Source organism: Kocuria sp. UBA1838 (assembly GCF_002338785.1).
Classification (GTDB): Bacteria; Actinomycetota; Actinomycetes; order Actinomycetales; family Micrococcaceae; genus Kocuria; species Kocuria marina.
The window spans coordinates 176880-203777 of the sequence record NZ_DDIY01000016.1; the positions used below are offsets into that span (position 1 = coordinate 176880).

Below are 26898 nucleotides of genomic sequence, written 5' to 3' on the forward strand. Positions count from 1 at the left end.
GGACCATGACGCAAAGAGTTTTCGTCGATGCCAACGTCCTCTTCAGCTAGACCCTGATGGATTGGCTCTTCTTGTTGCGCCTTAAAACCCCGCAATGTTCCAGGTCCACAGCACGGAGGACGTCTTCGCGGAGGTCATCGCGAACACGCGCAAGAAATGCCCTACAGCTCCGGGACATAGAACCGCCCAGCGGGCGCAGCTGATACGCAAGAACATGGATGAGGTCCTGTAGGGCTTCCCGTCTGATCTCGACTTCACCAGTACGGATGGCCACGATTACCACGTCTCCGCAGGGGCCGTTTTCGGAGGCGCAGACATCATCCTCACGCCCGACACCTACATGCGGCCCGGGGAGCCGGTGACCTACGAGGGCACGCAGGCGCTGCGCCGCTTCTTCGGGATCGAACGCGACTGACCTCCAGCACACTAGAGGCCCACGCACCATGCGCTGACGACGGCGAGGTAGCAGTCCTCGCGACATCGATCCGTCACACGACGGGCCGCTGCGGTGCCGCCTCTCAGTACTCCGTCTGCAACCACTCGTCGAAGCGCTGCGAGGTGACGAACGCGTCCTGTGGGATCAGGCCACCGTGGGCGATCGCCCGGCCGAGCAGCGGCGCTTCCTTCAGCACACTGGGCGTGCGGCCCGCGAGGTCACCGCCGGCCGCGAGGATGCGGCGCGCGAAGTTCGCCATGGTGTCCACCTCCGGGCCGCGCACCGCGAGGATCTCGTGACGTGCCTCGCGATGGGCGGTGGCGACCTCGGTGACGAACCGTGCGACCTCCTCGCGCCGCGCGGGCGCCATGAGAAGGGTGGGCATCAGGGCCACCGGGCCGCGGGCGACCAGGCCGGTGGTTGCGGGAATGAAATCGAACCACTGGGTCGAGCGCACCGTGGTGGAGGGGATCCCCGCCTGCTGGTACACGCTTTCCTGCGCGGCCTTGCCCTTGTAGTAGCCGAAACCGCCGTTGACCCGCGGATCCACGGCACCCGCGATGGACAGGCACACGATCCGGCCCACGCCCTGCTCGCGCGCCGCCTTAACGGTCTGGGACGCGGCCCGCGTGAAGAACGGGACGGACTTGCGGGCACCGAACGTATTGATGTGCAAAGCGTCCACGACCACGTCCACACCCACCAAGGCCTGCAACAACCCCCGACCGGCCACGACGTCCACCCCCGTGCGGCGGCTCGCCCGCACCACGATGTGGCCGTCGGCCTCGAGGAGGTCGGCGACGTCGGACCCAAAACTCCCGCTGGCACCCAGCACGGCGATCTTCATGGGGCCAGCGTAGGCGTGGAGCGTGCGAGGTTCACAGGGTCTTGAACAGCTCCAGGGCGTGGGCGCGGGAAGCCTTGAGGTCCACGATGGATTCCACGCCCTCCTGCCGCCCGTTCCAGCGGTCCACGTACACGAAGTCCGGGTCGAACTTCTTCTGCTGGGTCTCGGGGTTGAAGATCCGGAAGTAGGGCGCGGCGTCGGTCCCGGAACCGGCCACCCACTGCCAGTTGTGAGGGTTCGAGGCGGGGTCCGCGTCCACGAGGGTGTCCCAGAACCACTGCTCCCCCAGCCGCCAGTCGATCAGCAGGTTCTTGGCCAATAGAGACGCGGTCACCATGCGCACCCGGTTCTGCATGGTCCCGGTCTCCCATAGTTCGTGCATGCCCGCGTCCACCAGGGGGATCCCCGTGCGCCCGCGCTGCCACGCGGCGAGCGCGTCGTCGTCCAGCGGAGGCCATGGGAAACGCTCGAATTTGGGGTTGATGGGGCGGGTGGCCATGTCCGGGTGGATGTAGAGGTTGTACCAGGCGTACTCCCGCCATCCCAGTTCGGTGAGGAACTTCCCCGGGTTTTCCGCGCCGGACAGCGCCCTGTGCCACACGGTGTGCGGGCTGATCTCCCCCCAGCGCAGATGCGGAGACAGGCCCGACGTCGCCGGTTTTGCCGGGACGTCCCGGTCCTGCGTGTAGGTGGGCAGGCGCTCGTCGAGGAAGTCGTCGAGGCGGTCGTGGGCCGCGCGCTCGCCCACGGTCCACGTGCGGGCCAGCCCTGCCGACCAGTCCGGCGCGGTAGGTAGGAGCCCCCAGTCCTCGAGGGCGTCGGAGGCAGGGGTGGGCTCGGCGGGCACCACGGACGACGGCGCCGGATACGGTTCACGCGGCGGCGGCCCGCTCGTGCACGCGCGCCAGAACGGGGTGAACACCCGGTAGGGGTCACCGGCCTGCGTGGTGATGGCCCACGGTTCGAACATCAGGTTCCCGGCGTAGGAGTGCGCCTCCACCCCGTTCTCCCCGGCCCAGTCCTTGAGCCCGGCGTCCACCGCGCGCTCGGGCCCGCCGTAGCGCCGGTTCCACAGCACACGGTCCGCACCGGTTTCGCGGACGACGTCACGCACGACCTCCCCCGCCGCCCCTCGCCGCAGTGTCAGGGGCGTCCCCAGGGCGGCGAGATCCGTCGCCAGCGACGTGAGGGAGTGATGCAGCCACCACTTCGCTGCACCCCCGAGGGGCCGGATGCCCGGGGATTCCTCGTCCAGCACGTAGAGGCACACCACAGGCTCACCGTGGGACACCGCCTCGTGCAGGGCGGGGTGGTCGGTGACCCGCAGGTCGTCGCGGAACAGCACCACGGTGGTCATGCGAACTCCTCGATGGGACGTGCGTGGGACGTGCCGGATTCCAGGCCGGTCAAGGGACACCTGTCAGCCTGGCACATCCACCGGTGAGAAGGGACCGGGCACCGGCCTGTGTGGCATCGGCGCCGTGCGTAACACGTCCGACTCCCTCGCACCCCGCGGCGCCGTGTGGCTGATCGTGGCACTGGCCGCGCCGGCCCTGGGGGCTGCTGCGCACCACGATCGCCCTGAGCGTCGGGCCTACGGCAACAGCCCGCCGTAGCGCCGGTCCCACGGCACGCGGTCCGCACCGGTATTGCGGACGACGTCACGCACGGCCTCCCCGGCCGTCCGGCACTGCGCGGGGCCCGGAGCCTGCTCCCCGTCAATCCACAGCCCCGGCACAAGCACACCCCACGCACAGCACAGGCCGGTCGGACCGTGGATCCAGCCCGGCTCCGTAGCGTCGGGGTTTCGACGCGCCACTGAGCGCCTTCCGAAGGAGCATGTAATGAACCCGATCCGTCGACGCCGCGGCATCCGCACCTACCCGGCCACCTCCGAGACCTGCGCCATGCAGTCGCAGAGCACCGACCGCGACCACGCGGGCCGCCACCACCCCGGGCACCGCGACACCGGCGGCCCTGACACCGGCCACCCCCGCGATGGGGGTCACGACGCCTCCGGGGCCCTCCCCGCAACCGCAGCCGGCACGTTCGAGGGACGGGTCCTGGACCGTCCCCACGAGGACGTAGAGGACCAGGGCCTCGCTTTCGACCTCGGAACGCTGATCGACCGCCGCCGCGCGCTCGGCATCTTCGGGGCCGGCGCGAGCGTCTTCGCACTGGCGGCGTGCACGGGCACCACGACGTCGAGCTCGTCCAGTTCCGCCTCCGCGACGGCATCGGCGTCCGAGACCGCGAGCGCCACGCCATCGCCCTCCAAGACCTACGACGAGGAGATGCCGCAGGAGACCGCTGGGCCCTACCCCGGTGACGGCTCCAACGGTGCGGACGCGCTGGACGTCTCCGGGGTGGAGCGCAGTAACATCACCGCGAGCATCGACGGCGGCGCCGCGGTGGACGGCGTAGCCATGACCCTGACGATGAACATCGTGGACATGGTCAAGGACAACGGTCCCATGACGGGCGCGGCCGTGTACGTGTGGCACTGCGACCCGGACGGCAACTACTCCATGTACTCGGAGAGCGTGGAGGACGAGACGTACCTGCGCGGCGTCCAGGTGGTGGGCGACGACGGCAAGGTCACCTTCACGTCGATCGTCCCGGGCTGCTACGCGGGCCGCTGGCCGCACATCCACTTCGAGGTCTTCCCGGACATCGGCTCGATCACGGACGCCACCAACGCGGTGCTGACCTCGCAGATCGCGCTGTCGGAGGAGATGGCCAACACGGTCTACAAGGACTCCCGCTACCCGGACTCCGCCACGAACATGTCCCAGGTCACCCTGGAGACGGACAACGTCTTCTCGGACGGGGTGGACATGCAGATGCCGAAGGTCTCGGGCAGCGTGGCCAAGGGGTACACGGTGACGATCGACGTCCCCATCGACACGAGCACCGAGCCCACGGCCGCCGCAGCACCGGGCGGCGCGGGCGGTCCCGGCGGCGTCCCGGGCCAGTAATTCCGTCGAACGAGTGATCCCGCAGGTCCCGCCGTGGACGACGCCGCCGCACCGCCGGTTCCCCGGCACCCGTGCGCCGGGGCGCGGGGCCGTGTGGAGCGGCGTCGTCCACGGGTCAGGCGTCGCCGCCCGGGCGTGGGAGCCTGCCGGGGCGGGGACTCAGGGCAGCAGCCCGTAGACGATCCCGCTCACGGCCACGATGCCGGCCACCGTGACGAACACGTTGGAGATCTTCCCGCGGTAGGGCTCCAGCCGGGGGAGCCTGCGGATGGCGTACATCGGCATGAGGTACAGGATCACGGCGATCACGGGCCCGGCGAGGGACTCGATCAGCGACAGGATGCTCGGGGTGGCCACGGCCGCGATCCAACCCGTGAGGAAGATGAACGCCGCCGCGGAGGCCCGCTCGCACGGTCCCCGTACTCGTGCTTCATGGCCACGGACAACTAGGAGATGGCCGGCGAGTGGTTGAACGCGAACGTAAGCACCAGGATGATCATCCACACGGACATCAGGAAGTCCCCGGCGGAGGGCACACCCCGGAACGCACTGAAGTTCCACGTGGGAATCGGGTGCAGGGTCACGCCCAGCAAGATCAGGGTCAGCGGGTACACCAGCCACTGGGTGATGATCAGCATGATCCGCTGACCGGTGAGCATGACCGCCATCATCGGTGCCACCAGAAGACCGGAGCAGCCAGCGCGGCGGTGGCTGCGGTCACCGAGGATCCTCCGGCCGGCGTGGACGTACGGTCGTGGTCATGCTCCGGCACCAGGGTCTCCGTGCTGTTGGGGGAAGGGCAGAGCGGAAGGATGAGGACACCCTGTGAGCTGGGCCATAGCTATACGCGACGTGTCCTCGTTGTTCCACAACCCCGCCGTGGTGGGCGCCTCCCGTACCATGGTGGGCATGGATCCCGAGTTCCGCCTGGACACGCAGCTGTGCTTCGCGCTGTACACCGCCTCGCGCAAGGTGACCAGCGCGTACCGTGAACCTCTCAAGGCCATCGGGCTGACCTACCCGCAGTACCTGGTGATGCTCGTGCTATGGGAGCAGGACCACCGCTCGGTCCGCCAGCTGGGCGAGACCCTCGCCCTGGACAGCGGCACCCTCTCCCCGCTGCTGCGCCGCCTGGAGGCGGCGGGCTTCGTGACCCGCCGCCGCAGCGAGCAGGACGAACGCTCGGTGGTCATCTCTCTCACGGACGCCGGGCGTGCCCTGCAGGAACCGGCCGCGGGGATGCAGCGCCAGCTGCTGGACGAGCTGGACATGTCCCCCAGGGACACGAAGACCCTGCACATGCTGGCCCAGAATCTGTGCCACGTACTGTGACGGCTTCCGGGTGCACCCGTGCAGGGTCGCTCAGCCCGCGCTGAGGATCACAGCACGCCGTACTCCTCGAGAAGCTCTCCCACCTCGCCGTTCTCCAGACGACGACGCAGCCGCTTGCGCAGCGGTTCCGGCCCGGGGACCCGGACCTTCTCGCCGTCCCGCAGCCGGGTGAGGCCCTCGAGCAGCACGCGCACGTCGTAGGTGCTGCCCCACGTCTCGGGAACTCCGCGCTCCACGCCCATGAGCTGGTACACGGCCTCCATGCCGGTGCGCACCGAGTACTCGGTGGTGAAGATGCAGTCGCGGCCGCTCTCGGCGAACTGGCCGATGAACGCGAAGTTGCGGGCACCCTCGGGCACCACCCGGGGGCGGTCCCCCGCGTGGCGGGGCATGAAGAAGCTGGTCACGTACGGCATCATCACGGGAACCGTCTTGGCGCCGGTGGCCGCGAGCTCTGGGATCTCCTCCACGGGAACGCCCATGTGGTAGAGCCACTCCTGGGTGATCTCCTCGCCCGTGCACTCGGCCATGGTCTTCTTCACGAAGTCACCGGGAGTGTCCACGAACAGCGAGTAGACCCACACCACGACCTGGTCCTTCGGCTGCTTCTTGAAGTGCGGCTGGCGGTTCACGGTCCAGCTGAGCAGCCATGAGGAGTCCTCCGCCGTGACGATCCCGCCCGTGACCACCCGGCCGCTGAACGGGTCCCGCTGCGCGATCTTGCGGATGTACTCGGGGATCCGCTCGTCCAAGGTGGTGACGGTGGCGGACTCCCACTTGGTCTCGTCGATCGATGAGCAGAACACCTCGGGGTGCCCGAACGACGGGTCCTTGGCGGCGATCCGCTTCCACAGGTCCCAGGCCGAGGCGGGGCCGCGGTCTAGCGTGGCGGCCGTGGCGTGGTCGCCGTCGTTCGAGTTGTCCACGAGGGATCCGATGGTGGTGAACACGAGGTCGTGCTCACCCAGTTCCTGGGTCTCGGTGGAGCCCTCGCGCACCCAGTGGATCGCGGTGGCACGGATCTCGCCGTTGCGGTGGGCGAAGTCGATGTCGCGGACATCGGTGTCGTACTGGAAGGTGACACCGCGCTCGGTGAGGTAGGAGATCAGGGGCAGCACGAAGGACTCGTACTGGTTGTACTTGGTGAACTTCAGCGCGGAGAAGTCCGGCAGTCCGCCGATGTGGTGCACGAAGCGGTGAAGGTAGAGCTTGAACTCCAGCGCGGAGTGCCACTCCTCGAACGCGAACATGGTGCGCCAGTACATCCAGAACGGGGAAGCCAGGAACTCCTTGCTCATGACTTCCTGGATCTGCTTGCCCTCCATCTCCTCACGCGTGGCCAGGAAGATGTGCAGGAGGTCCTTCTGGGCGCGCTGCGGGAGGTCGAACTTGCCCTTGTGGCCCGCGTCCTGGCCCTGCTTCACGGTGGCGCGGCGCAGGGAGTAGTTGGGGTCGTCCCGGTTGAGCCACGCGAACTCGTCCAGCACGGACGCGCCCTCGATCTCCAGGGACGGCACGGAGCGCATCATGTCCCACAGGCACTCCATGTGGTTCTCGAGCTCACGCCCGCCGCGGATCACGAACCCCTTCTCGGGCACGTCCAGCCCATCCAGGGCACCGCCGGGCAGCCGGCCCTTCTCCACCACAGTCACGTTCTCGCCGGGCACGCCGGCGTCCCGGACCAAGAACACTGCCGCCGCGAGTCCGGCGAGACCGGATCCCACGATCCACGCGCGGGTGTCCTGTGCGTGCTCCGCCGGGCGGGGCCGCATGAAGGCCTCGTAGTTGCCTGCTGTGAACTGCATGTCGTTCCTCCTTCCGCGGGGGCGTCACCTTGGCGCTCCCTGCGTTCATAATTGAGCATACTCAATTTTGAGTGCAATACAATTATCTGGTGGAGAAAATTCAGAACCCGACGCCCCGCCGCAGAGCACGCCCCCTGGAACACGTGGCCGCCCGCGTGAGCCCGCGCGGCCCCGGGCGCCGCGAGATCGCCAAGGCGCAGAAACGCGCCCGCATCCTGGCCGCCGCCCGCTCGCTCATGAGCGAGAAGGGCTACGCGCAGATGTCCATGAGCGAGGTCGCCTCCCGCGCGGACGTGGCCGCGGGCACCGTGTTCCAGTACGCCGCCACCAAGGCGGAGCTGCTGATGATGGTCACCGAGAACATCTGGGCGGACCACATCAACGACACCCTGGACGCCACCCCCGACCCCGGCCACCGCTCCCCCGCTGCGGTGGTGGACGCCATCATGGACTCACTCGCCCCGGTCTTCGACATGGCCGTGCACTGGCCGGAGACCACCGTGTGGATCGCGCGGGAGATTCTCTTCGGCGAGGACCTCCCCCACCGCCGCGAGGTGCTGGTGCTGGTGGAGAAGCTCGAGAACCACATCGCGCGGATGCTCGCGGGCTGCCGCTCCGCCGCGCACGCCGGCACTACGCCTCTGGACGTGGGCGCACGGATGATCGTGACCAGCGGGCTCGCGGAGCTCAACCGCGCCCGCCAGGGCCGCGCCGAGCTGCGCCTGGTGCTCGAGCGAATGCGGGAGATCGTCGCCCTCGTGGCCGCGGGCGTGGACAGTGCACTTCCTCCCGCGCACGATGCCGCTGCCCCCGCCTCCCCGGCGACCGCCCGGTAGTCCGTACCCGGGAAGGCGAGGTTGCGCGCGGACCCGGCGGTGCGGCGTCGCCGTACGGGCGTGGAAGGACCCCGGCTCGCAGATGGGCCGGGGCTCTTGGAGCGCAGGGATCAGCTGCGGGGCAGGGTGATCAGCGCGGTGTGGTCGTCCAGCGGCGGGCGGTGGCGGCCGCCGCCCCGGACGAACAGCGCGTAGCCCACGCCCAGGAGCACGAGCCACACGACGCCCACGATCAGCGCCACGCGGGTGTCCGGGAACCAGCCGAGCAGCACGATCATGAGCCACACCCACACGGTGGCGAAGGTAGCGATCGAGGCGCTGATGAGGAACACGTCCTCGGGGATCACAGCGTTGAGCACCGCGTCGATGCCCAGGGCGATGCCCATGACCACCACGGTGAGCCACGGGACGCCGTTGCGGGAGACCGGTGAAGGCCCAGGGCGCCTGGCCCTTCTCCGCGAGGCCGAAGAGCATGCGGCCCGCACCGGAGGTGTCGGCGTTGATCGCGGAAATGGCCACCACGATCATCTCGAAGACGAACGTCCACCCCGTCACGAATCCGGCGAAGGGCCCCAGGTAACGAACGGCGTACTGCCCGAAGGAACCCGGCACGGGGTGACGGACCGCCATCTCACCGAGTGCTCGCATGACCATGTACACGGCCGCGCCCGCCAGGAGGTGGGCGAGGATCACCGCGGGTCCGGCCTTCTGGATGGCCGTCGCGAAACCGTAGAACAGTCCCGTGCCGATCGCCGATCCCAGGGCGATGAACTGGATGTGGCGCATGGTCAGCCCACGGGACAGGGCCGGGCCTCGCTCGCCCGCACCATCGGAACGCCCGACGGGTGGAACGGTGGTGGTCCTACGCATGATCTTCTCTCGAGTTCTCGTCGTTGAGTGCGCCCCACCGTGCCGTCATGGCGTCGTGGACGAGTGTGGTGATCAGTCGAGCGGCGGTGCGCGCGGTGCGCCCGTCCGCATCGAGTGCCGGTAGCAGTTCGACCATGTCCATCAGCGCAAGCTTCTCGCTGCGGGCCACGCGCCGACAGATCTCCCGGATGACCTCACGCCCCTCGCCCACTGCGCGCTCGCGCTCATGGGCGAAGGGCGCACCACCGGGCCCGACGGCGTGTTCGTCCCCGAGCTGCGCGAGCCGTTGCGCCCCCCCCCCCACCCGGGCCAGAAGTATGCCGCTGCGAACATGCTCACGGTGCTGGAAGGCTCCGGCATCGTGGCGCACGCCCTGAACGTCGCGCAGCAGGAGCTCGCCGCGGCCGTGGACATCCCCGTGGTGCTGGACGACGGCACCGTGAGCTCCAACGGCAACTTCCACGGCGCGCCCGTGGCGTACGTGCTGGACTTCATGGCCATCCCCATCGCGGACCTGGCCTCCATGTCCGAGCGCCGCACGGACCGCATGCCGGACCCGGCCCGCTCCCACGGCCTGCCCCCGTTCCTCGCGGAGGACCCGGGCACGGACTCCGGGATGATGATCGCCCAGTACACCCAGGCCGGGCTTGTCTCGGACATGAAGCGCCTCGCGGTGCCGGCCTCGGTGGACTCGATCCCCAGTTCGGCCATGCAGGAGGACCACGTGTCCATGGGCTGGCACGCCGCCCGCAAGCTACGTCAGGCCGTGTTGAACCTGCGCCGCGTGCTCGCCATCGAGCTGCTCTCCTCCGCCCGCGCGATCGCTCTGCGCGCGCCCCTGGAACCGGGCGCGGCGGCGTCGGCGGTCATTGCGGACCTGGACGGCCGCGTGGACGCACCCGGTGAGGACCGTTTCATGGCGCCGGAGATCGAGGCCGCCGAGGAGTACGTGGCTTCGGGGCGCCTGGTGCGCACGGTCGAGTCCGCGGTGGGCCCGCTGAACTGACCGGAGCGCGCGGGGGCGGGGCACGACGTCGCCCGCGTGCCTCCCCGCGCACAGCCAGTACGTAGGGTGAGGGACGCCGCGTTTGCGGGGAGGTTCTGCCCTTGAATATCGCGTTGTCGGGGGCAGAACCTCTCCCTGCGCGTCGCGCCACCCACCCCGAACGCCCGGCCCTTTCCCCTCTTCAGAGCGAGTTGTATTGTGGCTCACACGCGTGAAGGGAGCGTCCATGCCCGTCTACGAGTTCCGGTGCGAGGCCTGCGGGCCGTTCGACGCCCACCACGCCATGGCGCAGGTCCCGCGCTCCCAGGACTGCCCGGCGTGCGGCGCGGATGCCCGCCGCGTGTTCTCCGCTGTGGGCCTGTCCCGCGCGAACTCTGCCCGGGCACGCGTGATTGACGACGCTGCCCGCACGGCTGACGCGCCAGACGTCGTCCGATCCCTGCCCCGCCAGCCCGGCGCCCCCGGCGCGGCCCCGGCCGTGACCCGGGACCCCCGGCACGCGAAGCTGCCGCGGCCGTAGCTTCCCCACACTGCCGCGCGGGAACCGCCCGCGGGGCTCTCCAGAAAGGTCACGGACCATGCCAGAAGTGATTTTCCCGCTGGACTCGACCAAGCCCTTCACCGAGCAGAAGCTGACCGGCCACAACCGCTGGCACCCGGACATCCCGCCCGTGGCCACGCTCAAGCGCGGGGAGAGCTACCGCATTGACTGCCGCGAGTGGTTCGACGGCGCCATCAAGAACGACGACTCCGCGGACGACATCCGGGACGCACCCCTGAACCGGGTGCATGCACTGTCCGGGCCGTTCCGGATCGAGGGCGCGGAGCCCGGTGACCTGCTGATCGTGGACATCCTGGACGTGGGTCCCATCCCGCAGGAGGAGGGGCCGCTGGCCGGTCAGGGCTGGGGCTACACGGGGATCTTCGCGCAGAAGAACGGCGGCAGCTTCCTGGTGGACCAGTTCCCGGACGCCTACAAGGCCGTGTGGGACTTCCGGGGCGGCGAGTGCACGTCCCGGCACATCCCCGGCGTGAAGTTCACGGGCATGGTCCACCCCGGTCTCATGGGCACCGCGCCGTCCTCCGAGCTGCTGAAAACGTGGAACAAGCGCGAGGGCGATCTGATCGCCACCGATCCGCAGCGCGTTCCCCCTCTCGCCCTGCCGCCGGAACCAGACTCGGCGATCCTCGGCTCGCTGAGCGGCGCGGACTACGACCGCGTGGCCGGCGAGGCCGCCCGCACCGCTCCCCCGCGCGAGAACGGCGGCAACCAGGACATCAAGAACTTCACCAAGGGCTCGCGCGTGTTCTACCCGGTGTACGTGTCCGGGGCGAACCTCTCCATGGGGGACCTGCACTTCTCCCAGGGGGACGGTGAGATCACGTTCTGCGGCGGCATCGAGATGGGCGGGTTCATCGACATCCACGTGGACGTGATCAAGGGCGGCATGGACACCTACGGCGTGAGCGAGAACGCCATCTTCATGCCCGGGCGCAACGGTCCGGTGTACTCGGAGTGGCTCGCGTTCTCCGGCACGTCTGTCACGCTCGACGGCGAGCAGCGCTACCTGGACTCCCACCTGTCCTACCAGCGCGCGATCCTGCACGCGATCGACTACCTCGCCAAGTTCGGCTGGTCCAAGGAGCAGGCGTACCTGCTGCTGGGCGCCGCCCCCATCGAAGGTCGCTTCTCCGGGGTGGTGGACATCCCCAACTCGTGCGCCACGGTGTACCTGCCCACGGAGATCTTCGACGTGGACATCCGCCCCTCTGCCAGCGGCCCCACGCAGGTGGATCCGGGCATGGGCGCGCCGCGGGCGATGAACCCGGGCTGATCCCCACACGGGCCCTCGCGGACGACGCCGCTGGGACGACTCTCACAGGTGAGTGCGCTTCCGCCACGGAACCGCGGTTTCCCGCCGGTGGAGGCGCACTCGCATGTTTCATGGGTGGTCCCCTCAATCCCATGCGGCGGCCACCAGGTGCTCCTGGATCTCCGCCAGCACCTCGTCCGGGCGCTCTTCCACCATGAAGTGCCCGGTGGGAACCGCCCGACCGGTGATCCGCGGCAGCCACGGCCGCCACGCCTCCAGCGGATCCGTCTGGGCACCCACCACGCCGTCGCCGCCCCAGAGCAGCAGGGCGGGGAGGTTGCGGGAGGTGCCGCGGTCGGCGTCATCGTGCTCCCGGTCCACCCCGGCGGCCGCGGCGTAGTCCGCGCACCACGCGGCCACCACCGACGGGTTCTGGGCGGCGGCCTCGTAGGCGGCGAGCGCCTCGGGGTGGAACGTGTCCAGGGAACCGGGAGTGCCACCCAGTCCTTCCAGGGCCGCGTGGAGAAAGGTGAGGGGCTCGGCGCTGATGAGCCGCTGCGGCATGGGGGCCGGCTGGGCCAGGAACAGCCAGTGGTAGTACCGAGTGGCCAGCCAGTCGTCCATGAGCTCCCACACGGTGGGGGTGGGGAGGATGTCCAGCAGCGCCACGGAGCGCACGGCGTCCGGGAAGTCCAAGGTCATGCGGTGGGCGGTGCGGGCGCCGCGGTCGTGGGCTACCACGTGGAAGGACTCGTGGCCCAGGTGACGCATCATGGCCACCATGTCCGCGGCCATGGCCCGGAAGCTGAAGTCCTCACTGCACGCCGTGGAGTCACCGTAGCCGCGCAGGTCCGCAACGACCACGCGATGGCCCCGCGCGAGGGCCGGACCCAGGCGGTGCCACATGGCGTGGGTCTGCGGGAAGCCGTGCAGCAGCAGGAGCGGCTCGCCCCGCCCGCCGGTCCTCACGTGGATGGTGGCCCCGGGGACCGGGATGCGGTGGGTCTCGAAGTTCTCAAACATGGGGCCATTGTGCGCGCCCCGGGGACCGTCGGGCGCTTCAGGCCCCTGGGAGGCGCCCCAAGCGCCTGCTCCCGCGACTCGTAAACTTGCCCCATGCGCGGACAGGTGACTGAAGTTCTCAAGGTGTACGGGATGCAGGAGCGGCAGCTGGTGATCCCCGTGTACCAGCGCAACTACGACTGGGGGCTGAAACAGTGCCAGCAGCTGCTGGAAGACCTCGTCAACGTCATCCAGCAAGGCCGGCCCAAGCATTTCTTCGGGGCCGTGGTGGGCCAGCCGGAGGGTTCATGGCGGTGGGTGGTGATCGACGGTCAGCAACGACTCACCACGGTCAGTCTGCTCATGCTGGCCCTTGCGGACCTCCTGGACGAGGGCACCCTCGAGTCGCGCGATCCAGGACTCGCCCACAGGATTCGCACCAGCTTCCTGCTGCTCAACGAGCAGCAGGACACACCCCGGTTCAAGCTCAAGCCCGTCAAGCATGATGCGGACGCCTACGCCTTGCTGTTCAGGTCTGACTCGGATCACATCGACACGTCCTCGGTGACCGCCAACTACCGTTTCTTCAAGGATCAGATCCCCCGACTGCCCATCGATGGGGACGACCTGTGGGCCGCGGTAGAGCGCCTCGAGGTCATGCATCTGGACCTGGAGCAGCACGACGATGCACAGCGCATCTTCGAATCGCTCAACTCCACGGGGCTGGCGCTGAGCGAAGCGGACAAGGTGCGGAACCTGGTTCTGATGGGCCTGGACGTCCACGAGCAGGAACGCGTCTACACCGACTACTGGAACCGTATTGAGGTCAACGTCGGCTATGACACCGGGGCATTCCTGCGCTGGTACCTGGTGACTCGCACCTCGCGCATCCCCCGCCAGGACCAGGTTTACGAGTCCTTCAAGAAGTACATCACCGAGACGGGGCTTCGAGGCGCTGAGCTGCTGGACGGGGTCCGGAAGTACTCCACCTACTACCGCCAGATCCGCACCGCCACCACCGGAAGCTCAAAGATCGACCTGCGTCTTCGCCGGCTCAACCTCTTGAAGACCGATGTCGTGCTCCCCCTGCTCATGCCCCTCTTCGAGTCGCGGGAGACCGGCGAGATCACGGACCTCGATCTTGCCGAGTGCATCCGCACCGTGGAGTCGTATATTTTCCGTCGCTACATTGCAGAAGTTCCGACGAATGCGCTGAACAAGGTGTTTGCCACGGTCTACAGGGACGTGAAGCGCATCCGCCCCGAAAACCGTTCCTTCGCCGAAGTCCTGGGGTACTCGCTGCGGAAGCGCTCCGGCTCCGGAGCCTTCCCCGATGACGCTGAGTTCATCAGCAGTCTTGAGGTGAAGAACCTGTACAACTTCAAGGGCGAGCGTCGGAAGTACCTGTTCGAGTGCTTGGAGAACCTGGATTCCAACGACACCAGAGACATCGCCAACGGCATTGAGGACGGGTCTCTCACCATTGAGCACGTCATGCCGCAGACGCTCACGCAGGCATGGCACGACGAACTGGGTGATGAGGCCCAGCGCATCCACGAGCAGTGGTTGAACCGGCTCGGCAACCTGACCGTGACCGGGTACAACTCCTCCTACTCGAACTCTTCGTACTCCACGAAACGCACCATGAAGCACGGATTCATGGAGTCCCCGTTCCGGTTGAACCTGGAGATGCGCAGCGCCGAACACTGGGGCGAGGACCAGCTGGCGGCACGGACCCGCCGTCTCTGCGCAGATGCGCTCACCTACTGGATCTATCCCGAGAGCGACTTCGAACCGGCCCGACCGCAGCTGCCCACGGAAGCACTGGGAACGGACACCAACTTCACGGGCAGGGCTGCTGTGTCCTTCACGTGGAACGAGCACCACGCCACGGTGGCCAACTGGCGGGACCTGACGGCCCGGGTATTCACGATCCTTCTGGTTGAGCACCGGGACGAGTTCCTCCAGTGGGCCCGGACCTCCGACTGGTTCCGCGTGGGCGCGGCCTACGACCCGGACGAGAACGGCGTGTACCGCCTGGACGACAGCATCGGCTGGAACGCATCGTCGAGCACCTGGACAAAGGTCTCCCTGATGCGCAGGGTTTTTTCCCACCTGGAGCTGGACCCCGAAGAGCTGATCATCACCCTGCGTTCGGACGAGACCGCGGAGCGGGGACAGGAAACCGCAGAAACTGCCGAGGGCGAGAACTTCCCCTACCTGGAAATCGTGAAGTTCCTGCCCCGCCTCGTTGAGCTCGAGGGCATGGCCACGGACGACCCCCTGGTGCAGGAAACGGTGGAGGAGTTCATGCAGTCCTTCCAGCCGTTTCGGGACGAGCAGCCACTCAAGACCCTGGGGACCAGCGTGCGGAAGTTCTGCGCCGATCCGGAACGACGCGCCGCCGCGACTGCGGAGGAAACCATTGCCCTCATCTCCTCCAAGGTGGACGAGACGGAGCACGTGGATCCGGATGCCCTGGCCGAGGCAGCCGTGGAGGGCACCCTGTCCCTGTGGGTGGGGCGCCTGCGGGAAACGAGTCCCAGCACCTGAGATCTCGGACCGTCTCCTTCCGAGGCGCACCCCAGAAGTGGCCACCGGCTGAGGCAGGATGGGGAAATGGCGATGTCTCAGATGAGTCCCGCGCAGCAGCGCATTCTGGACTACTGGTGGATGCTGGAGCTGTTCAGTCCGCAGCCGCTCCCCAAACTGACGCCCCGGTCAACACAGCCCGAGGACCGGCAGGTCGTGGCCTGGACATCCGATGCGCCCCTCCCGTGGGATTCACTGCCCGAGCCTCGACCCATGGGAAATACCCCGCGGGAGTGGCGGCATACGGTCTATCTCGGTGTTTACAAGGTGGAGAACACCTACGAGGTCATGCACTGGGTGTTCGCGGACGATCCGGATGCCTATGACGAGCGCCCCGGCGGTCGGAGCGCCTGCGCGGGGGTTCTGGTGGGCCACGACGGAAAGCTGATCGGGGACACCGCCACGCTCTCGTCCTGTCTCTGGGCGGTGGGCCGCCTCCTCCACCCGGGCCCGCGGGATCCGTCGTGGATGTCCGGTTTTGAGGCGGCGCAGGAATCCTTCGTGGAAGCCCTCGACGAGCTGGGGGGGCCGTCGTCTGGAGCAGGAGAGCTCGCACGAGGTTCCCCGGCTGGGCGAGGCGTATCTGAACGACATTCTGCGGGCCGCACACGCCGGCGCCGGCGTCCAGGGCCGCGAGGATCTCGCCACCCACCAGATCGTCATCGAAAGTCGAGTGGTCGCCGTACGCCCGCACGACAGCGTCAGCGACATGGACTTCCTCAACAGCTTCTACCTGCAGGATCTGGGCACCGTACGGCAGGCAGCGGGAGCGGGACGGAGCGGAACCGCCCTACTGGAGTACCTGACCGAGGACGGGAAGGAGACGTCCGCCGGACGAGTGGACGTCATCCAGCACCCCGAGGCAGTCGATACCCGGACCCGTGTGGACCAGCTGCCCTTGGGCCGCTGGCCTTCGAACCCCGAGCACCCGCTTGCCCTGAGCCAGCAGTTCGCGGTGAACCGCGCCCTCAACGACCTGCGCCAGAACCTCGGCGTCATGGGCGTCAACGGCCCGCCGGGCACCGGCAAGACCACGATGCTGCGGGATGTGCTGGCGGGCAACGTGGTGGAACGAGCCCGCCGACTCGCAGCTCTCGACGATCCGTCCCGTGCCTTCACCGGATCAATGCACCGCTGGACGTCGGCGTCCGGGTACAGCAGATCGGTGCCGCAGCTCATTCCCGAGCTCACGGGGTTCGAGATGGTCGTGGCATCGGCGAACAACGCCGCTGTGGAGAACGTGGCGGTCGAAATCCCTTCTGCGGATGCGATTTCTTCGCCGTGGGAGAAGTCTGCCGACTACTTCAAGGACATTGCGACGGCGACTCTGCGGGCGGCCGCCGGAAAATCAGCAGCCGACGAGGCGGACACTCCAGGCTGGGGACTGGTGGCAGCCAGACTGGGCAAGAAGTCCAACCGCATGGCTTTCCAGAGCGCTCTCTGGTTCGACGAAAAAGCGTCGCGGGACCGATCCACCGGGTCCGACGGCGCTCCGTCCCACAGCGGCGGGAGGACCTCGCCCCGGGTGGAGAGGGGGGGTCTCGACACCATTCTCAAGCACTGGGCCGAGGGCACCCGGCCGAAGCGCACCTGGGGAGAAGCCCAAGCAGTGTTCCAGCGTGCGCTGGAGCGCGTGGAGAACCTGATGGGGCAACGCCAGGTCGCTGAAGGACGACGGGAAGAAGTCCAGTTACTGGTGCGTAAGATCGCCCGCCGGGAAGAACATCTGCGCACTCTCCGGGCGGAAGAAGGCCGGGCGCGCGAGATCCATCGCGCGCAGGTCCTGAGAGCCGGTGACCTGCAGAACGAGCTGGACACCGCGGCCGCCGCCTACCAGCAGCACATGGGCGAGAAGCCAGGCATCCTGGAAACCATCTTCACCCTGGGCGCCGCGCCACGTGAGTGGCGAACGCACCTGAGCCCGCTGAGCATGGCACTGGAGACCGCCCGGCAACGGTCCGCGTCCCACGCGGCCGAAATCGACCGCGTCCAGCGCCATCTGGCCAGTGTCCGGCAGGAGGCGGAGACAGCTGAACGGGATCTGGCAATGAAGACGTCGCGCAGGCGTTCCCTCGAGGCCCAGTGCGCCCAGGACCGCACGAGATACGGCAAGCACCACCCGGATGCCCACGCGTCCGTCGAGGACCGGGAGTTGCACGCCCCGTGGCTCGACCACGATCTCAGCAAGGCGCGTTCCGATCTCTTCCTCGCTGCCCTGGAGCTGCACCAGGACTTCATGGCCGCCACTTCCACCACCATGAGACAGGGACTGAGAGCAGCTTGCGAAGTGGTGGCGGGAGACCACCCGCGGAAACTGGAGCGGGAGAAACTGCGCGCCGCATGGCAGCTGTTCTTCCTGGTGGTGCCGCTGGTGTCATCAACCTTTGCGTCGCTGGGACGAATGTTCGGTGACGTAGGCCCCGAAGCATTCGGGTGGCTCCTCATCGACGAGGCAGGACAGGCATGTCCCCGGTTCGCGGTGGGAGCCATCTGGCGCGCACAGCGCGTTCTCGCGGTCGGCGATCCCCTGCAGCTGCAGCCGGTGGTCACGATTCCCCCGAAATCGCGGCGAGACATCGCTGCAGCGTACGGCGTCTCTGCGACGTGGATACCGCCCCGCGCCTCCGTTCAGACCCTTGCCGACCGAATCTCTCCCTACGGCACCGTTCTTCCGCAGGGCGAGCAGGACGTGTGGGTCAGTGCGCCGCTGAAGGTGCACCGGCGCTGCGACGACCCCATGTTCTCCCTGTGCAACCGCATTGCCTACAACGGGATCATGGTGAACGGGGTTCCAAAGCCCCGCGTCAAGGACGCAGCCGTCGACCCCTTCGAGGACACGGGGACGGGGCCGGCAGTCGCGTGGAGCTACTGGGCGGATGAGCCCGCGACCACCCCCGGAACACACCTGCAGATGGGGCAGGTCAAGCGGCTGGAGAAGGCGCTTGAGTATCTGGACGAGAAGGGCGTGGACCCGTCACGAGTGATTGCCATATCCCCGTTCCGTGATGTATCGAACCATCTGCGGCAGCTCGTGGACCGCAAGAAGTATCCCGGTCTGCAGGCGGGCACGATCCACACGGCTCAGGGCCGAGAGGCGGATGTCGTCATCCTGGTTCTGGGAGGAGATCCCGCAAGCCCGGGGGCCAAGGCCTGGGCGGCGTCAACCGTGAATCTGGTGAACGTCGCGGCCAGTCGCGCCAGGCGCCGGCTGTACGTCATTGGTGACCGTTCGGAGTGGTCCGGTCACCGATACTTCTCGGACCTGCCCGATGCCCTGAAGTGATCATCTGAACGGTCCCGGAGGAGGGCCAAGGCCACCGCGTCCGAGGAGAGCTTCTGCCACCGAAAGGCGCGCTGTCGGTGGCAGAACTTCCCCTGCCGCGTCGGGCCCCCGTTGCGGGGCACCGCCGCAGGGTAGAACCCGCCCTCCGCAGTCCGGCTCGGCCCCCACCCGCGGAGCCGCCCCTACTCCCCCTCGAACGGCCACCCGTGGGCCGCGAGCATCGCGCGGATGCGCTCCATCTCCTCCGGCTTGGGCTCGTCCTCCGTGGCCCGGTGGATCGCAGCGCGGGCGTCCGCCTCGGAGAGGGAGGTGCCCTCAGTGCGGGCGTCCGTTGCGAGCTGCTCGGCAATTGCGGCCATGTCCTCGTCGTTGAGCTGCGGGCGCAGCACCGCCAGGACCGGGAGGTAGTCCTGCGCGGGCACGCCGTGGGGGTAGTCCGCGCGCAGCCAGTTCATGGCGCGGGCCACGTAGCCCGGCTGCCGGACGGGGGCATCCGGCCCCGGCCCGGCGAGGGGCCAGCCGGCGCGCGCGAGGGTGGCGGCGACGTCGGCGAGCTGCTCCGCGGACGCGGAGGCGGCCACGAGCGTGTCATGGCTGGGGAGCTCGAGGGCCTCCAGGAGGCGCTCCGCGCGGCGGGAGCCCACCGTGCGCACGAGCAGCTCCGCCAGAACGGGGCGCGCGTCCTCGGGGACACCCTGGGGATAGGCGGCTCGGAGGTGCTCCAGCGCCGCATCGAAGGTCATCACCCGAACACCGAGATCCCTAGGTAGTGGTCCAAGCTCTTCCGGGTGATCCACAGGACCCCGATCACCACGGCGGCGAGCACGATGGCAAAGCACAGCACGGCGCCCGCGAGCGCCACGGCGTTCCTGCGCGCCGTGCCGTCCGGGCCCGGCGGCAGGGTGGCGCGGCTCCACAGGGCGATGCCCACCGTGAACAGCGCGGGCAGTCCGGCGCCGAAGCAGAGCCCGGCCAGCAGCACGGCGAGGGCAGATTTCGCCATCTGGGCGATCATGAGCGAGCCACCTCCTGGGTGTCGGCCCGGTCCGGGTCACCGGGGGCCACGGAGTGGGTGTTCTCGTCCCACTCGGCATTGACGTTGTGCCGGTCCACCTTCTGGTGCCGGGAGCGCAGGAAGATCACCGCGGACGCCGCCGCCAAGAGCAGGAAGATCACCACGGCTCCCGGCAACCCGCCCACGGCCCGGGCGATGATGAAGCACACCGCACCCACCACGGCCGCGGCGGGGAGGGTGAGCAGCCAGCCCACCACCATGCGCCCGGCCACGCCCCAGCGCACCCGTGCCCCGGGCTTGCCGACGCCCGAACCGAGGATGGATCCGGTGGCCACGTGCGTCGTCGACAGCGCCATGCCGAAGTGGCTGGAGGTGAGGATGATCGCGGCCGAGGAAGCCTCCGCGGCCATGCCCTGCGGCGGTTCGATCTCCACGAGTCCCTTGCCCAGGGTGCGGATCACGCGCCAGCCGCCCAGGTAGGTGCCGAGCGCGATGGCCACGGCGCACGTGACGATGATCCACGGCGGCAGCCCGTTGTCCTCGATCCCCTGGACGCTCAGGTTCCCGTGGGCGATCAGCGCGAGGGCAATCACGCCCATGGTCTTCTGCGCGTCACCCGTGCCGTGCGCGAGAGACACCATCGACGCTGTTCCCACCTGTCCCCAGCGGAAGCCGCGGTCCTTGTGGCGGTTCGAGGCGGCGCGGCTGATGAGGTAGACGAGCGCCGTTCCCACCGCGGCCACGCACCCAGCGATGAACGGGGCGAGGGCGGCGGGGACGAGGATTTTCTGGACCACACCGGACCAGTTGACCCCGGCGACGCCGAGCGAGGCCAGGCCGGCGCCGATCAGCCCGCCGAACAGCGCGTGCGACGAGCTGGAGGGCAGACCGAACAGCCAGGTGGCCAGGTTCCAGAGGATGCCGCCGATGAGTCCGGAGAAGATCAGCACCAGCGCGAGAGTGGGGTCCAGGCCGTGAACCAGTCCGCCGTCCGAGGTCTGGATGAGCAGGACGTCCTTGGTCACCGTGGTGGCCACCTCCACGGAGAGGAACGCCCCCACCAGGTTCAACACCGCGGACAGTGCAACCGCCGTCCTGGGTGAGAGCGCACCGGTGGCGATGGATGTTGCCATGGCGTTGCCGGTGTCGTGGAATCCGTTGGTGAAGTCGAAAGCCAGTGCGGTCACGACCACCAGGCCCAGGATCACCAGTTCAACTGTCATGCCTCCAGGATGACGCCCCCTGTCCCGCGCACCAAAACCGCCCCCGGGACGGCACTGGGACAGCACCGGGGTGCATGCGTCCGGCACGATCCGCCGCAGGGAAACATCGCCCAGCGCGTCTGAGACCGGGCCCATAATGCGTTCATGACCTCTGACCCCCACCGTGATCCGGACCCCGGCGAGACCTGGCACGAACGCTCCCCGGCCACGGGAACCGGCGAGCTGCCCATCCTCAGCCCGCGCCCGGATCCGCAGACCCACCGGGGCTACGCCCACGGCACGGATCCGCGGCGGTGGCGGATCCTGGCCGTGCTGCTCGTGGCCATCTTCATGTCCCTGGTGGCCGTGAGCATCATCAACGTGGGGCTGCCCTCCATCCAGGAGGGACTGGGCGCCTCCGAGTCCCAGCTGCAGTGGATCCTCTCCGGCTACGCGCTGACCTTCGGTGTGGTCCTGGTGGCGGGCGGCCGCGCCGGGGACGTGTTCGGGCGTGGGTTCCTGTGGATGCTCGGGGTGGCCATCTTCACGCTGTCCTCGATCGCCGCGGGCCTGGCACCGGATCCCACCATGCTGATCGTGGCCCGCTTCGTGCAGGGTGTGGGCTCTGGGCTGCTCAACCCGCAGGGCGTGGCCATGATCCAGCAGTACTTCAAGGGCGCAGAGCGCGGGAAGGCGTTCGGAATGCTGGGCAGCGCAGTGGGTGTCTCCGTGGCCATCGGCCCCGTCCTGGGAGGTCTGCTGATCCAGACGGGCGGCGCGGCCGAGGGCTGGCGGTGGCTGTTCATGGTGAACGTCCCCGTGGGCGTCGTCGCGCTCGTGCTCGCGTTCCTCTGGTTCCCCCGCCCGCTGCTGCGCAGGCCCGAGGGCACCACCATCCGCCACGCCCTGCGGGAGATGGACCCCACGGGTGCGGTGCTCCTGGGCATCGCGCTGCTCGCCACCCTGCTCCCGTTCATCGAGGCCGGCTCCCCCGGCACGAGCCCGTGGGTGTGGGCCCTGCTCGCGGTCGCCGCCATGTTCCTGGCCCTGTGGATCGCGTGGGAGAAGCACTTCAAGGCCTCTGGGCACCAGCCCATGGTGGACCTGGACATTTTCAGGGTCAGCAGTTTCCTCAACGGCACCCTGCTGATCTCGCTGTATTTCCTGGGCATCACGAGCGTGTGGGTGCTTGTCACCCTCTACATGCAGAAGGGGCTCGGCCACACCGCGCTGGCCGCCGGTTGCGTGGGCCTGCTCAATGCCTTCGCGAGCGCGGTGGCCTCCAACCTGGCCGGCAGCCGCGTGAACCGGATGGGCCGCAAGATCGTGGTGCTCGGCATGCTCAGCGTGGTTGTGGGCCTGCTGCTGAGCATGGCGGTGATCCTGCTGCACGACTCTTGGCACATCAGCGAGTGGTGGCTCGTGCTCACCCTGGGCTTCGTGGGTTTCGGCCAGGGCGCCGTGGTGAGCCCCAACCAGACACTCACGCTCGCGGAGGTGCCACTCGAGTACGCGGGCAGCGCCGGTGGCGTGATGCAAACCGGCCAGCGCGTGGGCACCGCCGTGGGCATCGCCATGATCACCGCGGTGGCGTACGGAGTGATCGCCGGCCAGGGCTGGTCCGTGGGCATCGCGGCGGGACTGGGCGTTGTGGTGCTCGTGGTGCTCGTCGCCCTGGCCGTGGCCCTGCGGGACATGCGCCACCGCGCCCGGAAGGACTCTCGCGCCTGAGTCACGGCGCGCACACCACGGCACCTCCGGAGTGCTCGCCCCCCCCGGTGGGCCCACGCTCCGCACTGTTCCGGTGGTACGACGACGCCGCCGCGCCCTCCCTGCCTCGGCCCCCGGCGGGCGGGGTCCATGGAACGCAGAGGTGGCGCGGCGGTGTCGTGAGCGGGGGCTCTGAGTGGATCAGCCCTTCTTGAGGGTGATCTGCCAGCTGGCGTCGCCCTTCTCCACGAAGTCGGTGACCTCGTGGCCGTCCGTGGCCGCCCACTGCGGAATGGCCTCGGTGGCCTGGGTGCAGTCGAAGTCGATCACCAGGTGCTCACCGGTCTGAAGGGTCTGCATGACATCCTTGGCCTCGATCAACGGGAACGGGCACACGGCACCGAGCGAGTCCAGGGCATAGTAGCCGTCCCCCAGGCCTGTGAGCTTCTTCGATGGTGCACCTGCCGGGTCCTTGACCATGAGCGCGGCGGGTGCCGCAGCGAAGCCCGAGAACACGTTCGCACCCGAGGTGCGGGGAGCCCCCGCGGTGGGAGCGGCGTCGATCGAGTTGTCGTCCGGTGCGGTGGCGCCCACCGTGTGGTCCAGGCTCTGAGCAGTGGAGTAGGTGCCGTCTTCGCCGGTGGCGGGCTGCGTAACGGTGGGCTTGAGCCAGATCCTGGTGGCCACGGCCACGCCCAGGGCGATGAACAGCAGCGCGACCCAGCCCTGGAACGTGAACAGGCTGGTCTGGACCATGCCGTTGCCCACTGTGCAGCCACCGGCCAGGGCCGCGCCCACACCCATGAGCAGGCCGCCCGCGATGGAGCGCACCGTGGTGGTGGCGTCCGGCACGCGCACGCGGAACTCACCCGTGGACTTGGCGGCGATGAACGAGCCCACCAGGATGCCGAGCACGAGCATCACACCCCAGTCCAGCTTCCCGTCCGCTCCGGTGACCAGGAAGTTCAGCAGGTTGGCGGTGGGGGTGGTGATGCCCAGACCGTCGTTGCGGCCGGTCGCGGCGGACAGCGGCCACGCGATGACGCCGAGCAGACCCACGAGCGCGCCGGCAGTGTAGACGTGCAGGGGCTTCTTCCATGCGGGACGGCCGTTCAGCCGTGCGGGCTTCACGGTGTTCTTCTCGCGGTTGAGGAAGTGGCGCACCATCACACCGGTGACCGCTGCCAGGACGATCACGAACAGCCACGGGGAGACGCCCAGGGCACTGGGGATGGTGGTGAGCCCGGTGTCCCACTGCTTCATGCCGGAGTTGAAGCCCTTGAGCACGCCGGTCTTCATGGCGGACGCGGACAGTGCGTACATGGCCAGCGCGATCCACGAGCCCACGAGGCCCTCGCCGGAGCGGTACCACGTGCCGGAGGCGCACCCGCCGGCCAGGATGATGCCGATGCCGAACATGAATCCGCCCACGATCACCGCGAGGGGCGCGAAGGAAGGGTAGTCGGGGGAGATGACGCCGGCGGAGGTCAGGGCGGTGAGACCAATAGCGTGCACGGAGATCACCACGAGCAGCGCGGCGAAGGTCCGCCACGACTTCTGCAGGAAGATGTCCCGCAGCATGCCGGTGACGCAGAAGCGGCCGCGCTGCATGACGATGCCCAGCGGCGCGCCGATAACAAGTCCGGTAAGGATCATAGGTGAGTACCAGTTTCCCGCGCACCGGAAAGAGGGCGCGTTCGGAGGAAGGGACGATGAGATGAGGGACCGAAAAAGACTCCGTATACTCAACTCCTCACCGGGGGCAACGTCCAGGTTGTCGTCACAAAGTGTCACACTTCCCGGAAACGACCCGAAGTACCTACTCGTGAGGTATTAGCGACATTGCGTCACGTTGTCCGGCGCGATACCGCCCGCAGCGCCCCGACGGCACCCTCCCCCGCCCGACTCACGGACATGGGCACCTGCTTGAAAACCTCCCGCGGGATCGGGGTCCGGCACAGCTGCGCGGTCCGCTCCACGTCCCAGTCCACGAGCACGAACCACTCATCGCCCTCCCGCACGACTTCCCGCACGGCGCCCGTGGCGCACAGCTCCTGCCGCTGGGACAGGTAGGCCCAGATGGTGTCCCGCGCCGTCATGGTTCGGTAGCCCGTGCGCAGGCACCACCGATCCGCGGGCTGCGAGCGCCCGATCGCCTCCCACACCGCCGTGGCGTCCTGGCGGGTGCGCCAGTCGGCGGGCATGTGCTGCCCGTGAGCGGCCGGGTTGATGGGAAGCAACCAGTGGGTCTCCGCGGCCATTCACGCGCCTCGCGATTCGGTCGTGGCGTTCGACGCCGCGCCCCGCCCGGTCCCGGCGTCACACTCGGCGGCATCGCCGGAGGCTCGCCCGGCGTCGGCGTCGCGCTCCTCCGGCGACGACGCTCCCAGCAGTGCGTCGTACCCCTCCCGGAACGTGGGGTAGCGCCACCGGGATCGAGGAACCAGGGAGTGCACGAGCGCCCCGTCGATGATCTTGCCGAGCGGCCCCTCTCCCACGGGTGAGTTGTCCGGGGGCACCGCGACACCCAGCCGTGCCGCGAGGTGCGTGACGACGTCACCCAGCTGAGCGGCGTCATGATCCACGGCGTGCAGCAACCGCGGCGGCTCGGGAGCGTCGAGCACGGTGGAGAGGACCGTGACGAGATCGTCCCGGTGGATCCTGTTGGTCACGCGCCGGTGGGTGACAGGCGTGGCCGTGCGGACCCGCTCGATCAGGGACGTGCGGCCGGGCCCGTAGATCCCCGCGGGGCGCACGATGACCAGGTCCGGGAAGAGATCGGCGGCGAGCTCCTCCGCGGCGAGCAACACGTGGGCGGTGGCGCGCTGAGGGTCGGGCGGGGTGGCCTCGGTGACGACCTCACCGTCGGTGCCGCTCAGGACGCCCGTGGAGGACACGAGCACCACGCGCGGCGCGGCGTCGGACGGCAGGGCCAGGTGCAACCCGCGCAGCGCACCCAGGTAGGTGCGTTCGTAGGCGGTCGCGTCGCGGCCATCGGCGGTGAGGGTGACCACCACGGCGTCGGCCGCGGGAAGGACGGCCTCCCCCGGGTCGGTGAGGTCCAGAGAGACCGGCTCGATGGGCTCGGGCAGCGCGTCCGCGCGGCGCCGCACGCCCACCGCGCGCACTCCGCGTTCGGCGAGGCGCAATCCCAGGGCGGTCCCCACGTCCCCGCAGCCGGCCAGGAGCACTGTTGCAGCGGAATCATTCATGGCACCAGCCTGTCATGTCCGCGCGACGGCGCGTGGTCCGGCTCGGTAAGGGAAAGGAACGGTGCCATGACCGGGCAGAACCCGATCCATCACCCCCCTTATTATTTGGCCCCCCGGCATCTACGGTGGAGGTACCCAGCCCTGCTTCACCACCACTTGCTCAGCAGAGCAGAACGGAGATCACACCATGATCATGAAGACCCTGCACGACGCCGGTATCCGCTCCGAGTACGCCTACACCGCAGGCATGGGCTCGATCGCCCTGTCCTTCGTGTCGTGGGGAATCTCGCGCCTCAAGAGCGACGACTCCAAGGCCCAGTCGGACCGCTGGGGCATCTTCGTGGGCCACTGGGCGCCCACCTTCATGAGCGTGGGCCTGGCTCTCGCCCAGTACGAGCAGACCCTCGAGAACACGAAGAAGTAGCCACCGACCCCGCAGCCACTCGGCGCAGAAGAACCGCCCCGCACCTTCGTGGTGCGGGGCGGTTCGCCTGTCAGCGGCTGCCCGGTGCGGTGCTCAGTGCCCGTAGCCCTGGGACTGCTCCTCCGTGCCGGCCTGCTCCTCGAAGAACTCCTGCTGCTCCTGGGTGTTCGCCTGCTCGGCGGCCTTCTGTCGCTGCTCGTCGGTGTCCACCTGGCTGACCGACTCGGTGTTCTCGTCCTGCGGGTTCTTGCCCATGGCTGCGCTCCTTCGCGGTTGCGTGGTGCGCCGCCCCGAGCTCCGCGGCCCGGACGACGGCGCCGTGCCCCGAGCATCCTCACCTCACCGGGTCGTGTCAATGGGGGCGATGCCGCCCGTTCGTCACGGGGCGTCCGCGAGCGCGCGCTGCACCCACGCCGTCACGGGCCCAGGGGCCCACGCACCCACACCGTGGATCTCCCCCACGGGTCGGGCACCCCGCAGGGCGTTGGTCACGAACACCTCCGACGCCCCAGCGATGTCCGTGAGAGTGATGTC

At 68.7% G+C, this 26898-nt stretch carries 24 protein-coding genes and 2 pseudogenes; 11 read left to right on the plus strand and 15 right to left on the minus strand.

The window, feature by feature from the left end; translation table 11 throughout:
- Window positions 1-518: 518 nt before the first annotated feature.
- Both B3I25_RS08980 and B3I25_RS08985 read right to left on the minus strand, forming a co-directional pair.
- Window positions 519-1283, minus strand: coding sequence for an SDR family oxidoreductase (locus B3I25_RS08980; protein WP_286738694.1), 765 nt, complete (start codon window positions 1281-1283; stop codon window positions 519-521).
- A 31-nt stretch (window positions 1284-1314) separates the two neighbouring features.
- A complete protein-coding gene (locus tag B3I25_RS08985; RefSeq protein ID WP_286738695.1) occupies window positions 1315-2640 on the minus strand; it encodes a cryptochrome/photolyase family protein in 1326 nt (441 codons plus the stop codon).
- A 124-nt stretch (window positions 2641-2764) separates the two neighbouring features.
- Between B3I25_RS08985 and B3I25_RS08990 the strand changes: the two genes are divergently transcribed.
- Together B3I25_RS08990 and B3I25_RS08995 are read left to right on the plus strand one after the other, a co-directional pair.
- A complete protein-coding gene (locus tag B3I25_RS08990; RefSeq protein ID WP_286738696.1) occupies window positions 2765-2899 on the plus strand; it encodes a hypothetical protein in 135 nt (44 codons plus the stop codon).
- Between the two features lie 228 nt (window positions 2900-3127).
- The gene (locus B3I25_RS08995; RefSeq protein ID WP_286738697.1) at window positions 3128-4261 is read left to right on the plus strand and encodes a 3,4-dioxygenase subunit beta; all 1134 of its coding nucleotides are present in this window, start codon (window positions 3128-3130) and stop codon (window positions 4259-4261) included.
- Between the two features lie 159 nt (window positions 4262-4420).
- Here B3I25_RS08995 and B3I25_RS12390 read toward each other — a convergent pair whose 3' ends face one another.
- Complete coding sequence (locus tag B3I25_RS12390) at window positions 4421-4618, minus strand: hypothetical protein (RefSeq protein ID WP_305143065.1); 198 nt, start codon at window positions 4616-4618, stop codon at window positions 4421-4423.
- A gap of 89 nt (window positions 4619-4707) precedes the next feature.
- Window positions 4708-4941: a hypothetical protein gene (locus B3I25_RS12395; RefSeq protein WP_349676534.1), complete on the minus strand. Its 234-nt coding sequence runs from the start codon at window positions 4939-4941 to the stop codon at window positions 4708-4710.
- Between the two features lie 220 nt (window positions 4942-5161).
- Here B3I25_RS12395 and B3I25_RS09005 point away from each other — a divergent pair, with 220 nt between their 5' ends.
- Window positions 5162-5593: a MarR family winged helix-turn-helix transcriptional regulator gene (locus B3I25_RS09005; protein WP_286738714.1), complete on the plus strand. Its 432-nt coding sequence runs from the start codon at window positions 5162-5164 to the stop codon at window positions 5591-5593.
- Window positions 5594-5640: 47 nt separating this feature from the next.
- On the opposite strand, the gene B3I25_RS09010 is transcribed toward B3I25_RS09005, so the two are convergent.
- Window positions 5641-7398: an oleate hydratase gene (locus tag B3I25_RS09010; RefSeq protein ID WP_286738698.1), complete on the minus strand. Its 1758-nt coding sequence runs from the start codon at window positions 7396-7398 to the stop codon at window positions 5641-5643.
- Window positions 7399-7487: 89 nt separating this feature from the next.
- Here B3I25_RS09010 and B3I25_RS09015 point away from each other — a divergent pair, with 89 nt between their 5' ends.
- Window positions 7488-8234 (plus strand): TetR/AcrR family transcriptional regulator, encoded by a 747-nt coding sequence (locus B3I25_RS09015; protein WP_286738699.1) that lies wholly within the window; start codon window positions 7488-7490, stop codon window positions 8232-8234.
- A gap of 110 nt (window positions 8235-8344) precedes the next feature.
- Here B3I25_RS09015 and B3I25_RS09020 read toward each other — a convergent pair.
- Both B3I25_RS09020 and B3I25_RS09025 read right to left on the minus strand, forming a co-directional pair.
- Window positions 8345-9104: pseudogene (locus B3I25_RS09020) on the minus strand (hypothetical protein).
- Entirely contained in the window at window positions 9097-9246 is a 150-nt protein-coding gene (locus tag B3I25_RS09025; RefSeq protein WP_349676538.1) for a hypothetical protein, read from the minus strand. Before B3I25_RS09025 ends, B3I25_RS09020 begins: the two are co-directional and overlap by 8 nt.
- A gap of 45 nt (window positions 9247-9291) precedes the next feature.
- On the opposite strand from B3I25_RS09025, the pseudogene B3I25_RS09030 reads away from it, so the two are divergent.
- The 3 genes and pseudogenes from B3I25_RS09030 to fmdA form a co-directional block, all read left to right on the plus strand.
- Window positions 9292-10110 (plus strand): annotated as a pseudogene (locus B3I25_RS09030) (aromatic amino acid lyase); the annotation flags it as partial.
- A 226-nt stretch (window positions 10111-10336) separates the two neighbouring features.
- The gene (locus B3I25_RS09035) at window positions 10337-10630 is read left to right on the plus strand and encodes an FmdB family zinc ribbon protein (RefSeq protein ID WP_064845445.1); all 294 of its coding nucleotides are present in this window, start codon (window positions 10337-10339) and stop codon (window positions 10628-10630) included.
- Window positions 10631-10688: 58 nt separating this feature from the next.
- Window positions 10689-11945, plus strand: a complete 1257-nt coding sequence (fmdA, locus tag B3I25_RS09040) for a formamidase (RefSeq protein WP_206400085.1) — start codon at window positions 10689-10691, stop codon at window positions 11943-11945.
- A gap of 123 nt (window positions 11946-12068) precedes the next feature.
- Here fmdA and B3I25_RS09045 read toward each other — a convergent pair whose 3' ends face one another.
- Window positions 12069-12947 (minus strand): alpha/beta fold hydrolase, encoded by an 879-nt coding sequence (locus B3I25_RS09045; protein ID WP_286738700.1) that lies wholly within the window; start codon window positions 12945-12947, stop codon window positions 12069-12071.
- Window positions 12948-13040: 93 nt separating this feature from the next.
- On the opposite strand from B3I25_RS09045, the gene B3I25_RS09050 reads away from it, so the two are divergent.
- Together B3I25_RS09050 and B3I25_RS09055 are read left to right on the plus strand one after the other, a co-directional pair.
- On the plus strand, window positions 13041-15479 hold the full coding sequence (locus B3I25_RS09050; RefSeq protein WP_098055560.1) for a DUF262 domain-containing protein: 2439 nt from the start codon (window positions 13041-13043) through the stop codon (window positions 15477-15479).
- Between the two features lie 748 nt (window positions 15480-16227).
- Window positions 16228-18801 (plus strand): DEAD/DEAH box helicase, encoded by a 2574-nt coding sequence (locus tag B3I25_RS09055; RefSeq protein ID WP_286738702.1) that lies wholly within the window; start codon window positions 16228-16230, stop codon window positions 18799-18801.
- A gap of 182 nt (window positions 18802-18983) precedes the next feature.
- On the opposite strand, the gene B3I25_RS09060 is transcribed toward B3I25_RS09055, so the two are convergent.
- From B3I25_RS09060 to B3I25_RS09070, 3 genes are read right to left on the minus strand one after another with little or no spacing between them, the layout of a single operon-like run.
- Window positions 18984-19544, minus strand: a complete 561-nt coding sequence (locus B3I25_RS09060) for a DUF3349 domain-containing protein (protein WP_286738715.1) — start codon at window positions 19542-19544, stop codon at window positions 18984-18986.
- Complete coding sequence (locus B3I25_RS09065) at window positions 19544-19816, minus strand: hypothetical protein (RefSeq protein ID WP_064845450.1); 273 nt, start codon at window positions 19814-19816, stop codon at window positions 19544-19546. The genes B3I25_RS09060 and B3I25_RS09065 overlap by 1 nt, the downstream gene beginning before the upstream one ends.
- Window positions 19813-21039: an inorganic phosphate transporter gene (locus B3I25_RS09070; protein ID WP_085106897.1), complete on the minus strand. Its 1227-nt coding sequence runs from the start codon at window positions 21037-21039 to the stop codon at window positions 19813-19815. Before B3I25_RS09070 ends, B3I25_RS09065 begins: the two co-directional genes overlap by 4 nt.
- A gap of 144 nt (window positions 21040-21183) precedes the next feature.
- Between B3I25_RS09070 and B3I25_RS09075 the strand changes: the two genes are divergently transcribed.
- Window positions 21184-22749 (plus strand): MFS transporter, encoded by a 1566-nt coding sequence (locus tag B3I25_RS09075; RefSeq protein ID WP_193519226.1) that lies wholly within the window; start codon window positions 21184-21186, stop codon window positions 22747-22749.
- A gap of 180 nt (window positions 22750-22929) precedes the next feature.
- Here the strand turns inward: B3I25_RS09075 and B3I25_RS12400 are convergent, their stop codons facing one another.
- From B3I25_RS12400 to B3I25_RS09095, 3 genes are all read right to left on the minus strand, one after another.
- Window positions 22930-24384, minus strand: coding sequence for a YeeE/YedE thiosulfate transporter family protein (locus tag B3I25_RS12400; RefSeq protein WP_349676535.1), 1455 nt, complete (start codon window positions 24382-24384; stop codon window positions 22930-22932).
- 191 nt (window positions 24385-24575) lie between these two features.
- On the minus strand, window positions 24576-24989 hold the full coding sequence (locus tag B3I25_RS09090) for a hypothetical protein (protein ID WP_286738703.1): 414 nt from the start codon (window positions 24987-24989) through the stop codon (window positions 24576-24578).
- The gene (locus B3I25_RS09095) at window positions 24990-25940 is read right to left on the minus strand and encodes an NAD(P)H-binding protein (RefSeq protein WP_286738704.1); all 951 of its coding nucleotides are present in this window, start codon (window positions 25938-25940) and stop codon (window positions 24990-24992) included.
- 187 nt (window positions 25941-26127) lie between these two features.
- Here B3I25_RS09095 and B3I25_RS09100 point away from each other — a divergent pair, with 187 nt between their 5' ends.
- Window positions 26128-26364, plus strand: coding sequence for a hypothetical protein (locus B3I25_RS09100; protein ID WP_206478894.1), 237 nt, complete (start codon window positions 26128-26130; stop codon window positions 26362-26364).
- A gap of 93 nt (window positions 26365-26457) precedes the next feature.
- Here B3I25_RS09100 and B3I25_RS09105 read toward each other — a convergent pair whose 3' ends face one another.
- Window positions 26458-26619, minus strand: a complete 162-nt coding sequence (locus B3I25_RS09105; protein ID WP_164497787.1) for a hypothetical protein — start codon at window positions 26617-26619, stop codon at window positions 26458-26460.
- Window positions 26620-26898: the final 279 nt, after the last annotated feature.